Below are 13,186 nucleotides of genomic sequence, written 5' to 3' on the forward strand. Positions count from 1 at the left end.
CATACGGGATTTAATCACTGTAAAAGATTCGCTATTCAGCAAAAAACAGTGTAAAAGATATTTTTAAATCGTTTTACTGATGCCGATTTTACCACTGGTCAAAAAATACTATTGAATCATTGAAGTATTCGCATAGAATAAAAACCATGCGGTAATAATAAATTTCATGGATGCAAATTTTGGAGAGCGGGAATGCCTTCTTTGAGTGTAAAACAAAGAACATATCGTCATATTGGTTTAGGCTTAGGCACACTTATATTAAGTTCGGTACTCATTAGCTGTGGTAGTGGTGAAAGTAAAGCACGTATTGAGAATACCCCTGTTATTACAGTTCCAAAACCAAAGAATTTTGACATTAAAGTTCCTGTAGAAATGCGTAATGTCGTTGTTAAGGTTCTCGACAATACCGATAACTCCATCGTTCTTGAACAGACCTTAAGTACAACAACAAACTTGAGCCTTACATTACCAATAGTGCTTAATCGTAGTCATTTATATAGAGTTGAGATATCAACTCTTCCAAATTCACTAATCTATGATTTTATCAGTGGTCAGTATCAGAATTTTTCTATGACCTTACACGCACTCGTTGACGTTGATACTAGTAATCTAACTCAAAAAATTTTTATTAATCCAAGTTCTGAAGCTATTTATCAACGAGCATTAATCCGATCTGGACAACTACCTAATGAGCCAGAAGACCCAACACGCATTAGTTCACTACATCTAAAAATGGCATCTGGTGATGTAAGCATTGCTTTATTAAATGCTTTTAGTGGAATGGATATTCACAATCTTGAACCATCCTATTTATTAAGCGCTTTTACTCCACAAAATATGAATTTGGCTCAACAAGCCAATCTCTATACAACTACATATTTAAGTTTTGGCTATTTAAAGCAATGGGCAAATCAATTTCCAAATAATACCCTTACAGAATTTACCAAAAATCTGGCTATAGATTTACGGGATGGCTATCTGGATGCGAAAACAATTCGTGGAGATCAAGCAAATTTAAGCTCCATTATCCCTGCTGCTCCTGAAAATATTGATCCAGCTAAAAATACATTATTAAATATCACAGCCAATCAAAAAGTTATTCGAGATCAATATGGCATCTCATTAAAAGCAGCAGTATTTGAACTAGCAACTAATTACCAACAGCAAAACTTGAATCCGACAGGTTATGCCCTATTACAGCAAAAAAGCTACGTAGGTGAAGACCCCATACTTGAATCCACCTCCTCTTTCCGTGTTGCTGGTGCTGGTGACTATCGGCGTGCTGTTGGTTTTGTAGACACAACTGGAAGTTGCAATGACTCAAAATATCCATGTAAGCAAGGCATAACTGGCATCAATCTGGTCAACCCCAATCTACCCTCCATCGAGTACTTAATTGGTCATTACGAAGATAAATCGAATGGATGTCAGTTAAATATTCGTGCCAATGGAGCACTGGAGCTGATTAAGGATTCAAAATTGTATCGCTCAGTTTTGGATGCGGATAGTACGGATAATTTATTACAGCTTCCAGATCCAACAAAATCTGAATATTTACTGAACAGTAGTTCTCCTGAGCCAAATAATGATTCGTTAAAATATGCATTTGTACAGGTTCACATTAAGGCCAATCAGGTATTAAGTGCACAGGCAGGTTTGGACAGCCGTAAAGCACCTGATGAACAGTTACAAGAAACTCAAGCACAATGTAGTTTTAGCTAGACATACCACCACGCAGGCAACTGGATACTTTTCAATTGCCTGCGATGATGTAAATATTCTGGATCATGTTGACTTACGGTATTCCAGAACGCAGGACTATGATCAAAATGCCGTGTATGAACCAGCTCATGCACACATACTGCGCGAACATTCTGCTCAGGCATAAGCACCAATGCCGCATGAAGCATAATATCCTGTCTTGAACTACAACTTCCCCATCGTGTTTTAGGCTTTCGAATTGTACATCTTTGATAGGGCAAACCTATTTCCTGGCTAATTTGGGTTAAATATTCAGGTAAAAATTGTTTTGCATAGGCAAGTGTTGCAGCCTGTAAAGCCTTTTCAGGTTGTTCATTTCGAATGAACAAAATATGTTGTACCCAGTCGAACTTAAAAATATTGCGTTGTTGCTGATGAATAATTTGAAATGGCTGTAAATGATAAAATAATTTAATCTGTTCTGGAAAAGCAGCTGTTAAATTTAATTGTTTTTGCTGTTTATCCCAGGTTTCAATCAGCCATTGCTCTGATTGATTTAAAAACTGCTGAATCTGTTTCTTGGTACAAAATAAAGGAACTGTTAAACGAATACCTGTCGGTTCAACACGCAGGCGCAAACTTCGCGCGCTGGCATGTCGAATCATTTTAATTTCAGGTAATTGAGCTTTTAATGAAAGCAGAGCCATTATTGCGCTATACGTTCTTCAATACCGTGATCAGTCGCAACAACCGCAATACTTGCTGCATTTAAGGCAAAAATACCATTAGTCACCACACCTGGGATATTATTGAGTGTTTTTTCCAGTTCGATGGCATTTAAGATATTGAGATTAAAAACATCCAGAATTACATTACCATTGTCAGTGACAACACCCTCACGGTAAACTGGGTCACCACCCAAAGCAACAATCTTGCGGGCAACCGCAGAACGTGCCATTGGAATAACTTCCACAGGCAATGGAAAATCACGCCCCAATTGCCCCACCCATTTTGAGTCATCCACAATACATACAAACTTCTTGGCAATTGAGGCCACAATTTTTTCACGGGTTAAGGCTGCGCCGCCCCCCTTGATCATGTGCATATGACGGTCAATTTCGTCTGCACCATCCACATAGGCATCCAAACCACCCACCGAGTTCATGTCAACCACTTCAATCCCAATTTTTTTCAGCCGCTCAGCCGTTGCATTGGAACTCGCCACAGCTGCTTCTAACTGCAATTCAGGCAATAAATCAATTAAAAAATTGACGGTACTTCCTGTTCCTACACCCAAGATGCCGCCTTTGGGCAAATGTTTCAATGCCGCTTTTGCCGCAGCCTGTTTTTTTTCATCTTGGGTTGCATATAGACTCATGACTTCACTCAACTATTTTGACATTTGCCGCAAGAAAACAGCGCAAATGCACAGGGGTTTGCTACAATGTTCACCTATTTTAAACTGTTATAGGGGAGATGAACATGCTGTCTCGTGTGGTACGACAAATTTTACAAGCAACGGTTTATGATGTTGCGATTGAAACACCGCTTGAAGCAGCTCCACGAATTAGTCAAAAAATTAACAATAACATTCGATTTAAACGTGAAGATTTACAGCCTGTATTTTCGTTCAAACTGCGCGGTGCCTATAACCGTATCAGCCAACTTCCCAAAGATCAATTAGAGCGTGGTGTGATTTGTGCCTCTGCGGGTAACCATGCGCAAGGTGTGGCTTTATCTGGAAAAAAACTCGGCATCCCTGCCATTATTGTTATGCCAAGTACCACGCCAGACATTAAGGTACAAGCAGTAAAAAATCTGGGGGGTCAGGTTGTCCTGCACGGTGACAGTTTTGATATTGCCAATAAATATGCCAAACAACGTGCTGAAGCTGAGGGCCTAGTCTTTATCCCTCCTTATGATGATGAACTAGTGATTGCTGGTCAAGGCACGATTGCCAATGAATTACTGCGTCAATGGCGTGACGTGGAATATGTGTTTGTTGCTGTAGGTGGTGGTGGTCTGATTGCGGGTGTCGCCGCCTATTTAGGTGAGGTTGCACCTCATGTCAAAGTGGTCGGGGTTGAATATGAGGAATCCGCCTGTCTAAAAGCCGCACTTGAAAGCAATGAACGTGTGATTTTACCGCATGTGGGTTTATTTGCGGATGGTACGGCGGTAGCCCAGATTGGTGAATTACCATTTAAAATGATTCGCTTAATGAAATCAGACAGCTCAGGTCCGATTGTTGAACCTGTTATTGTCACGGTTGATACAGATGAAATTTGTGCGGCGATTAAAGACACATATGATGAAAACCGCTGTATTGTTGAGCCATCAGGTGCAATGGCATTGGCTGGAATCAAGAAATATGTGGCAGAACATCAATTAACAGACAAGAACATGGTGTCAATTGTTTGTGGTGCCAACATGAATTTTGATCGTCTGCGTTATATTGCAGAACGAACTGAATTGGGCGAGCGTAAAGAAGCGATTTATGCGGTTACCATTCCTGAGCAAAAAGGTGCTTTCCTGCAATTCTGCCGTGCCCTGCAAGGCCGTAACATCACCGAGTTTAACTATCGGACCAGTGACAGCAATCAGGCACAGGTTTTTGTCGGGATTAGCCTGAAAGGTGGTGAAACTGAACGTCACGAAATCCATGAATTACTCAAGCAACAATATGATGTTGATGACTTATCGGATGATGAAGTTGCAAAGCTACATATTCGTTACTTGATTGGTGGTCATGCCAATCTTGAAAATGAACGTTTATTCCGTGTTGAGTTTCCAGAACGCCCAGGTGCCTTGCTGACTTTCCTTGAACGTTTAGGCCCAACACATAACATCACCCTGTTTCATTATCGTAACCACGGTGCCGCTGAAGGACGTGTACTGGTGGGGCTACAGGCGACTGATGCCAAACAGAATCCTGATGGCTTGATTGAAACACTGGAACAGATTACCTATCCATATGCAGAAATCAGCAACAATATCGGTTATCGGCGCTTTCTTAAATAAAACGAATCATCAGCTAAAGCCGACCATGCGTTGGCTTTACTTTTATTACAGTACGATCTTTTCATATTCACTTTTTTTGACGCCAACAAAATCATTACAAACAGACCAACTGTTCCATCTTAGAATAAATAAAAAGATATTTTTATCATTTAGTTAAGGACAGATATGGCACAGTTTGCAGTGATTGGTTTAGGAAGTTTCGGTGCAACTGTTGCGCTAGAACTCACTCGACTAAAACATGATGTCATCGGTATTGATACCATTAAGCGCAATGTTGAAAACATATCGGATCAGATCACCCATGCCGTTATTGCAGATGCAACTGATGAACACGTCTTGGATGAACTGAATATTCAAAATTGCGATGCCGTGGTGGTCGCGATTGGTGAAGATATTGAAGCCAGTATTTTATGCGTCTTAAATTTAAAAAATTTAGGTGTAGAAAAAATCTTGGTTAAAGCCAAAACCAAAGCACACCACACCATTTTGTCGCATTTGCATGTCAGTAAAATTATTCATCCTGAAGAAGATATGGGAATCCGTGTTGCTCAAGCACTTAATTATCCGATGGTCAGCCGTTATATGGATTTAGGCGACGAACATTATATTGTTAAGCTTCATGTACAGGATAAACTCAAAAATGTAAACCTATCAGGCATTATGCAACAGGAGCCACATATTAAGTTATTGTTATTGAAACGGAATCAACAGGTGATTTATGAAACCGATAGCAATTTTACTTTACAGGCAGGTGATATCCTGATTTTAGAGGGTTCACTGCATCATCTTAAAAAACTCTCAGGATGTTTCTTATAAAATGGCAATAAAAATAAACTCCCAGAAGATATTCAACCTGAGTCCACCCTCATTGTTGGCAATCGGTTTTCTTAGTTTTATTGTGCTTGGGACAATATTATTGAAACTGCCTTTTGCCAATAATGGCAATGTCAGCTGGATGGATGCCTTGTTTACTGCCACTTCTGCGGTAACGATTACAGGTTTATCGGTGGTGAATCTAAGTGAATCATTCAACCATTTTGGGCAGTTTATTATCTTGTTACTAATCCAGTCTGGTGGTTTAGGTTTTATGACCTTTGCAATTTTGGCGGCATTAAGCCTTGCCCCAAAACTTGGTCTAAAACAGCAAATGATGGCACAGGACAGTTTAGGACAAACCAGTCTCTCCAAAGTGACTTTTGTCGCCAAAGGTGTAGTGATTTATACCCTATTTTTTGAACTAATTGGCGTGGTTATATTAACTGCCTCATTTACGCCCATCTACGGTTTTGCGCGTGGACTGTATTATGCAGTTTTTTACAGTGTTTCCGCTTTTAACAACGCGGGTTTCTCATTATTTGACAATAACTTAATGAGCTTCCAAAACAATTATCTCATTTGCCTCACCATCAGTTTACTATATACCTTGGGTGGAATTGGCTTTCTGGTTTTAATTGACATCAAGCAGAATAAACGCTGGAGCAAACTTACACCGAACAGCAAACTGATTCTCAGTACAATCGCCATCCTGAATCTTGTGGCTTTTGTTTTAATTTGGCTATTAGAATCCAATAACCCACTGACTTTAGGTTCTATGAGTCTGGGTGAACAAGCCATGAATGCCTGGTTTCAGGCCACAGTTCCCCGCTCTTCTGGTTTCAATACCATTGATACAGGTGCGATGGAGCATAGCACCGCCTTACTCACCATGTTGCTGATGTTTATTGGTGGTGGCTCCCTGAGTACAGCAGGCGGCATTAAAGTGGGCACTTTCGTTATTCTGGTGTTATGTGTGATTTCATTTTTAAGACGCAATGAGGAAATTCGCATTTTCAACCATTCTGTATCACAGGAAACTACCTATAAAGCCCTTGCGGTCACCGCAATTACAGGGATGCTAGTATTTACAGGTTGTTTCATCCTGTTGCTGCTAGAACCTAAACTGGATGCACTTGACCTGATGTTTGAGGTGGTTTCGGCTGCATGTACTGTGGGCCTGTCGCGTGGCGCAACAGGTGAACTGCATGATGGCAGTTTATTTGTCTTAAGTTTATTGATGTATACAGGCCGTTTGGGTCCACTCACCCTTGCTTACTTGATAGCAACGCCAAAGAAAAGCCGTTTAAAACATGCCATCGCCAACATTCAGATTGGGTAAATTGTCCAAAAATTGAGGCTAGCTAGAAAATTGATATATTTTGCTCAACCACAAGGGCTTGTCTACAAATCCCCTGGGCTTGGCGTTGCTGCTCAAATACAGTTTTTGACATGACGTCAAAATGATCACAAAAACTGATTTCCTTTTCATCAATTGAATAGATCAAGGACTGATTCCCAACACCCTGCAAGGTATCATAAAATACAATCACAAATTTACCCGCTTCAAATGCCTGTTGAATCTCTGTATAAGTCAAGGCAGCCCGAATGGGAATCTGTAGGCGTTGTGCAGCAACATAGCTTTGCTGTTCTTTCTCATCAATATTTGGGTCAGGATCAGTATACAGCGACACTTCAAATCCCAATTTTTTCAGGGCCACAGCCAAGGCAATGGTAAATGTTCCCTCTTCCTGATCATGGCGACATAACTGAATCAGGTCAGCAATATCAATATGGGTTTGATATTGCTTTATAATCAGCCAGACCGCAAACACCCCACAATTTGCCTCAAGCTGCAATAATGGCTCTGGAATATTTAAACTCATTTAATACCAGTTCATTAACGACACACCCAAACCTGCATAGGTTGCATGGTGGTTATAGTCAATCAGGCTTTCACCATATCCATCAAAGAGTTGTAAATGACCACGCAGTTTGCCCTTGATTGGAAATGCCCAGTCAAACTGCACCGCGCCATGTGATTTATCACCACCTTTAAGGGAATGACGCAACATAACAGAAAAGTCATTTTCTCCCTTGCGATAAAATGCGGTTAAATCACCACGACCAATATAATCCTTAATATCAGGATTATTATCATCTTTGGCATTTTCTTCGACACGGTACCAAGGGCGTAACATAAAAGCAAAATTGTCTTTTTCAAACCCTAAATTAAAAATTACACGGTTCCAACTACGTGATAATGGATTAGAACGTCCATTGGATTGATGATTTAAGGTGACACCTAGCAAACGTGCATTTAGACCTAAAATTTCATAATTGGTTCTAAACATTAAACTTGCTTCAGGCTCATAATTGGTCTCACGAAATGGACGTGATTCCTCAGAGTTGTAAACCTGCCAACGCGAAGACTGAGTATAACCTATCCATAAATCGCCATTATTACCCAGGATGTTTTCCCACGCCTTGGTCTTAAAGGAAATCTGGAACTTTGCCTCACTAGAGGTTAATTCCTGTTTCTCATTGACGGTATTTTGTGGGTTTGGGCTGCTTGGAAATTCATTCTTGTCACTGGTCCAGAACAATGGCAGTAAATAAACAGGTTGATAGGCACGAATATTCCATACCCCCAACTTACTTTCTTCTGACAGCTCCCAACGGCGATCCAGCAAGGAAACATTCGGATCAAACTTAGGCGCAGCACCCAGCAAATGTAGGTCACTGAGTTTTTGAACCACCTTATCCTTTAAAGATTCAGGTTTGTTTTTTTCATTGGTTTCAGCAACAGGTACAGATGTGGCAGCAATCACAGGTTCAGCCACCTGAGCCTGCGGCTGAATAATGGTCGGTGCCTTAAAAAGCGCATCATAACAAGCCAGACGTTCAGCATTTGAAGCCAATGCCACACATGCCTCAACTGTTGCGGGACTGGCTGGCGCTGTTGCCTGTGCATGGGTAAATGACGTGGTTAGAGAGCCTAGTATAGCCACCACACTAAGCTCCAAATGACCCCGCTCAAAAGATTTGAACGCCATAATTTTCTCCGATTCTTATTTTAATTGACCTGTTGGATACTAAATCCGAGTTGCTGTAGTTCTTCACGTTTTGCAAATGGTGCAACCACTGCTTTCACAGGTTTTTGTTGCAACAAATACTGTTTTGCCACACGGTTTAAATCATCCAGAGTCACATTTAACAGGCGTTCACGTAGCATTTTACGGAATTTCGGTGTACGGGCATGCAGCAACGCATAACACGCTGTAATTGCCTCACCAGCAGGTGAACCAGGCTTATCCATACTGGCAACCAGACCTAAAATCGCCTCTTCAAGTTGATGCGGCTGCTGTTCTGTATTCAGCAACCATTGCACACTGGCTTCAAAATCATTAAATGTTTCCGCCAATCGTGGATCACGGTAGCTATAGAAACGGAATGAGCAGGCATTGCCATCATAACTGGCTCCACCACCATAGGCTCCACCTTTTTCACGGATGGCACTATGCAAAAAGCCATTACGCAGGTAGGCAGCCAACACCATTAATGGTGCAGCGTCAGCATGGGCAACATCAACTGCCTGATAGGCGGAAGCACAGAACTGCACATTAGTCTGGATCAGCCATGCTTCATCATTTGCTGTATTGACATGTTCAACTTGAGTTAAAGTGACAGGTTCTTTATTGACTTGCAACTTGTCCCAGACATTTTGCACCTCTTCCACTAAACGGTCAGAGTGATGATCTTCACACACCAATAGGAACTGTTTAGGAGCCTGCAATAGTTTACGATGAATTGCCTGTAATTCAGCAATTAATGCATGATAGGCATCTTCATCCTGATCAATCTTAGTGACTAAATCACTCAGCCAGTTCAGCGCACCCAAACCTGTATTATGGTAGTCACGGCGAGCAAGTGCACTCATTTGACGTGAGGCAGTCTGCATCGCATAGCTATGCCCTGAACCAGACAAACGTGAGTGCCAACGGGTTTTCCGTTGCTGCAATAATTCGATGATACGGTCTTTCTCATCAAAGCGAAGCTGTTCAAATGCCAGTTTTAATAACTGAATGGCATCAAGCTTCTGCGTTAATGACTTGGTGGTTAGGGTCAGCCATGCGCTGATCCGATCCTTATTATCTACCTTGCTGCGTAGCGATGCCCCCATACCCAGTCCACCACTGACTGCGGTCTGGAGTTGCTGCAATTCAAGATAGTCATATTCACCTGCCCCTACTTCGCCCATCAAGATTGAAAGTAAGTTGAAATACGGTGATTGCACAATGTCGTCAGGAATTTGAATCAAGACCTGCTGATAATAAATACCATTGGTACCTGCATGGTAAAGATTTAATGGTGTATCCAGACCATTACAGATAATTTCACGCAATTGACCTTGCACAATATGCAAGTCTGCTGGCACATCCTCCAGCCCCACTTTTGGCAATAGCTCAAGATCATCAGGCGTATCTTGACGCTTTTTCAATGCCTCAGTTTTTTCCTGAATCTCGATTTTCTGATCTTCAGTTAGGTTTGCGGTAATCTCAGCCAAACGAGCCTGTTCAGCCTGTTGCTCTTTCACTGATTTAGTTGCATCAGGAACCAAAGTCATTTGTACACGATGCGGATTATCCAACAAATGAATTTGAATTAAATTAGACAACCACATTGGGTCTTTCAATTCTTCCTTAACCTGTTCAATCGCAGAATCCACATCCCAGACATGAATCGGGTCATTGTGGTGAATGGCACTGCCCAAACCATTTAGGATCAGGCTTAAGCCATACGGTGTGCCATCGCCATTGATTTCACGTTGATGCAATTCAATCTGATGCAGAATTGCATCGACCAAATCGGTATCAACAGGCTTGGATGCAACGTCCTGTAGAATGTTTAATACGCCACTCTTAAAGTTTTCAGCATATTCTGCATTTGAACCTTGTACGCCACAATAGAAAGTCATTTCAAAATTACTGTCATCCACACCCATCAATGGCCCTGTGGACTGTGCATAACCACAAGTTTCCAAATAATGACGCAACGGCGAAGCTGAATTTTCCAGCAAAATCCCCTCAACCAGACGCATGCCTAAGCGCAGCTTAATATCGCTGGTTTCAGGCAATAACCATGACATCACATGAAAGGTCTTGTCTTTCAGGTCTTCACTATCCACCGCATAGGATTCAGTCACCTCAATGGGCGCGGTTAAACGCTTCTCAGGTGTGGAATATAAAGTCGTTCCTTTGGAAAACTTATGTAAAGCCAATGTTTCAAACTGTTCCTGTAAATCATAAGCATTTTGATTGCCGAAAGTCATAAACACCGCATTACTTGGATGGTAATGGGTTTTATAGAACTCAACCAATTGCTCATAGCTTAAATCTGGAATTTCTTTTGGATCACCGCCAGAGTTGTAGTGATAGGTGGTTTCAGGGAATAAATGATAGGCTAGTTGATGATAAAGCTGATCGGTTGGCGAACTCATAGCCCCTTTCATTTCATTAAATACAACGCCTTTATAAACCGCCTGATCATTCTCTAACTCAATACGGATTCCCTCCTGGGCAAAGTCCAGAGGATTCAGGTTTGCGGCAAAGGCAGCATCTAAATAAACCGACAACAGGTTTTGAAAATCTTTCTTGTTCTGCGTTGCGAATGGATAAGCCGTCCAGTCTGCCGCAGTAAAGGCATTCATAAAGGTATTCAGTGAACGGCGGATCATTAAAAAGAATGGATCACGGACTGGAAACTTCTCAGAACCACATAAGGCAGTATGCTCTAAAATATGGGCGGTTCCCTTTGAGTCCATCGGCTGCGTTCTAAATGCCACCAAAAATACATTTTCATCGTGATTTGTGGCCAAATGGTAGTGAACAGCACCAGTTACTTTATGTTTATATTCTGAAACGTGAATATCAAGTGCTTCTACATGGTGTTGACGTAATAGCTGAAACGCAGGGTGAATGGTTTGAGTAATGCTTTCAGAAACATCGACAGTCATGTGATCTCCAATTTATCTATTTAATTAACATTCTTGATTATAGAGAGTCTACCGAAGAATATGCACGGATATCCATGTAAATTGGTATGTTTTTGTAGAAAAATTCAGCAAGCAAGGTGTGATGGTCAATGCATTGGTGTAAACTTTAGCTTTTGATTTTTACTGTGATGACAAACATGGCAACTGTTGATCTTTTTGCAATTGGAAATGCACTCATTGACCAAGAATTTAAAGTTTCTTATGAGTTTTTAACACAGCAGGCTTTGCAAAAAGGCACAATGCAGTTGACTGATGGCGACACTCAGGCCGCTTTATATCAGCAATTACAAGATACTCAAAGCTACAAGGGTCAAGCCAGTGGTGGTTCAGCAGCGAATACTACGGTTGCATTCAGTGCTTTAGGTGGTACAGCTTTTTATGGATGCCGTGTTGGTAACGACGAACTGGGTTCAATTTATCTGAATGGTTTAAATGATGCTGGTATCCAGACCACAACCCAATCAATCAGTGAAGGCGTAACAGGAACTTGTATGGTACTGATCAGTCCTGATTCAGAACGTACTATGCACACATATTTAGGCATTACCGCTGAATTAACTGCTGAACAAATCGATTTTGAACCGTTAAAAACTGCAAAATGGCTCTATATCGAGGGTTACTTATCAACCAGTGATACGGCGCGTGTCGCGGTTAAGCAAGCACGTGAACTTGCCAAATCACATGGCGTTAAAATCGCCCTCTCACTGTCTGATCCTGCAATGGTGCAATATGCCCGTCAAGGTTTGGAAGAATTACTGGATGATGGCGTTGACTTACTGTTCTGTAATGAGCAGGAAGCGTTGATGTTTACCAATACAGAAAATCTTGATGATGCCATTGCAGCATTAAAATTAAACAATCAGCATATCGTCATCACGCAAGGCGCCAATGGTGCGGTGATTATTGATCCAGCCCAACAGTTCCATGTGGCTGGACGGCATGTTGATGCTGTGGATACCAATGGTGCAGGTGATGCCTTTGCGGGTGCATTTTTATATGCCATCAATGCAGGTCTCAGTCTGGAAGCGGCTGCCCAGCTTGCCATTTTAATTTCCAGTGAGGTTGTTGCCCAATTTGGCCCACGTTTGGCTGTCGAAAACTACGCCAAGCTATTTGAACAATTCAAATCCACACAACAGGAATGTGCTTAACATGGAAAAGATTTGCATGACTGAGGAAGTCCCTGAACGTGAAGCACGTGCATATGACACCATGAAAGGAAAGACTATCTTCATCACCCAGCGTGACGGACAATTTTATGCCTATAATAATCTTTGTCCGCATTTGCAAACTGAGCTTGAATATCTGGAGAATCAATTTTTGGATCAGGACGGTGAATATATTCAATGTTCTACACATGGTGCCTTGTTCTCTGTAGAAACAGGTGAATGTGTTTCAGGACCATGTCTAGGTGAATTCCTTGAAAAAGTAAATTTGGAAGTACACTCTGATGGTGGTATTTATATTGACTAATACCTAAATCATGAATTCTGCGATGACTGAGTTTTTTTTAAATTACTACCTTATGCCATTTCACATGAGCGTAGTGGCTTTGATTTTGCTCAGCATTGCAGAAACAATTGGTATTTTTATTGG

11 protein-coding genes and 1 pseudogene are annotated in these 13,186 nt (G+C 41.4%); 7 read left to right on the top strand and 5 right to left on the bottom strand.

The window, feature by feature from the left end; all coding sequences use genetic code 11:
• Nucleotides 1-192: 192 nt before the first annotated feature.
• Nucleotides 193-1,722: a hypothetical protein gene (locus B4H32_RS06420; RefSeq protein ID WP_286800918.1), complete on the top strand. Its 1,530-nt coding sequence runs from the start codon at nucleotides 193-195 to the stop codon at nucleotides 1,720-1,722.
• On the opposite strand, the gene B4H32_RS06425 is transcribed toward B4H32_RS06420, so the two are convergent.
• Nucleotides 1,719-2,408: a SprT family zinc-dependent metalloprotease gene (locus tag B4H32_RS06425; RefSeq protein WP_286800919.1), complete on the bottom strand. Its 690-nt coding sequence runs from the start codon at nucleotides 2,406-2,408 to the stop codon at nucleotides 1,719-1,721. The genes B4H32_RS06420 and B4H32_RS06425 overlap by 4 nt on opposite strands.
• The gene (gene rpiA / locus B4H32_RS06430) at nucleotides 2,408-3,079 is read right to left on the bottom strand and encodes a ribose-5-phosphate isomerase RpiA (RefSeq protein ID WP_286800920.1); all 672 of its coding nucleotides are present in this window, start codon (nucleotides 3,077-3,079) and stop codon (nucleotides 2,408-2,410) included. The genes B4H32_RS06425 and rpiA overlap by 1 nt, the downstream gene beginning before the upstream one ends.
• 98 nt (nucleotides 3,080-3,177) lie before the next feature.
• On the opposite strand from rpiA, the gene ilvA reads away from it, so the two are divergent.
• The 3 genes from ilvA to B4H32_RS06445 all read left to right on the top strand — a co-directional run bounded on the left by ilvA (nucleotide 3,178) and on the right by B4H32_RS06445 (nucleotide 6,877).
• Nucleotides 3,178-4,722 (top strand): threonine ammonia-lyase, biosynthetic, encoded by a 1,545-nt coding sequence (gene ilvA / locus B4H32_RS06435; protein ID WP_286800921.1) that lies wholly within the window; start codon nucleotides 3,178-3,180, stop codon nucleotides 4,720-4,722.
• Nucleotides 4,723-4,887: 165 nt separating this feature from the next.
• On the top strand, nucleotides 4,888-5,538 hold the full coding sequence (locus B4H32_RS06440; protein WP_004682067.1) for a potassium channel family protein: 651 nt from the start codon (nucleotides 4,888-4,890) through the stop codon (nucleotides 5,536-5,538).
• Nucleotide 5,539: 1 nt separating this feature from the next.
• Nucleotides 5,540-6,877, top strand: coding sequence for a TrkH family potassium uptake protein (locus B4H32_RS06445; protein WP_286800922.1), 1,338 nt, complete (start codon nucleotides 5,540-5,542; stop codon nucleotides 6,875-6,877).
• 22 nt (nucleotides 6,878-6,899) lie between these two features.
• On the opposite strand, the gene B4H32_RS06450 is transcribed toward B4H32_RS06445, so the two are convergent.
• From B4H32_RS06450 to B4H32_RS06460, 3 genes are read right to left on the bottom strand one after another with little or no spacing between them, the layout of a single operon-like run.
• Entirely contained in the window at nucleotides 6,900-7,421 is a 522-nt protein-coding gene (locus B4H32_RS06450; RefSeq protein WP_286800923.1) for a cysteine peptidase family C39 domain-containing protein, read from the bottom strand.
• Complete coding sequence (locus B4H32_RS06455) at nucleotides 7,422-8,591, bottom strand: phospholipase A (RefSeq protein WP_286800924.1); 1,170 nt, start codon at nucleotides 8,589-8,591, stop codon at nucleotides 7,422-7,424. It abuts the gene before it with no gap.
• Nucleotides 8,592-8,611: 20 nt separating this feature from the next.
• Nucleotides 8,612-11,551, bottom strand: coding sequence for an insulinase family protein (locus B4H32_RS06460; RefSeq protein ID WP_286800925.1), 2,940 nt, complete (start codon nucleotides 11,549-11,551; stop codon nucleotides 8,612-8,614).
• 176 nt (nucleotides 11,552-11,727) lie between these two features.
• On the opposite strand from B4H32_RS06460, the gene B4H32_RS06465 reads away from it, so the two are divergent.
• From B4H32_RS06465 to B4H32_RS12830, 3 genes and pseudogenes are all read left to right on the top strand, one after another.
• A complete protein-coding gene (locus B4H32_RS06465; protein WP_004799123.1) occupies nucleotides 11,728-12,741 on the top strand; it encodes an adenosine kinase in 1,014 nt (337 codons plus the stop codon).
• A gap of 16 nt (nucleotides 12,742-12,757) precedes the next feature.
• Nucleotides 12,758-13,063, top strand: coding sequence for a Rieske (2Fe-2S) protein (locus tag B4H32_RS06470; RefSeq protein WP_155756419.1), 306 nt, complete (start codon nucleotides 12,758-12,760; stop codon nucleotides 13,061-13,063).
• Between the two features lie 22 nt (nucleotides 13,064-13,085).
• Nucleotides 13,086-13,186: pseudogene (locus tag B4H32_RS12830) on the top strand (hypothetical protein); the annotation flags it as partial.

Origin of the sequence: Acinetobacter sp. UBA2063 (assembly GCF_002333245.1) — a bacterium.
GTDB lineage: Bacteria > Pseudomonadota > Gammaproteobacteria > Pseudomonadales > Moraxellaceae > Acinetobacter > Acinetobacter parvus.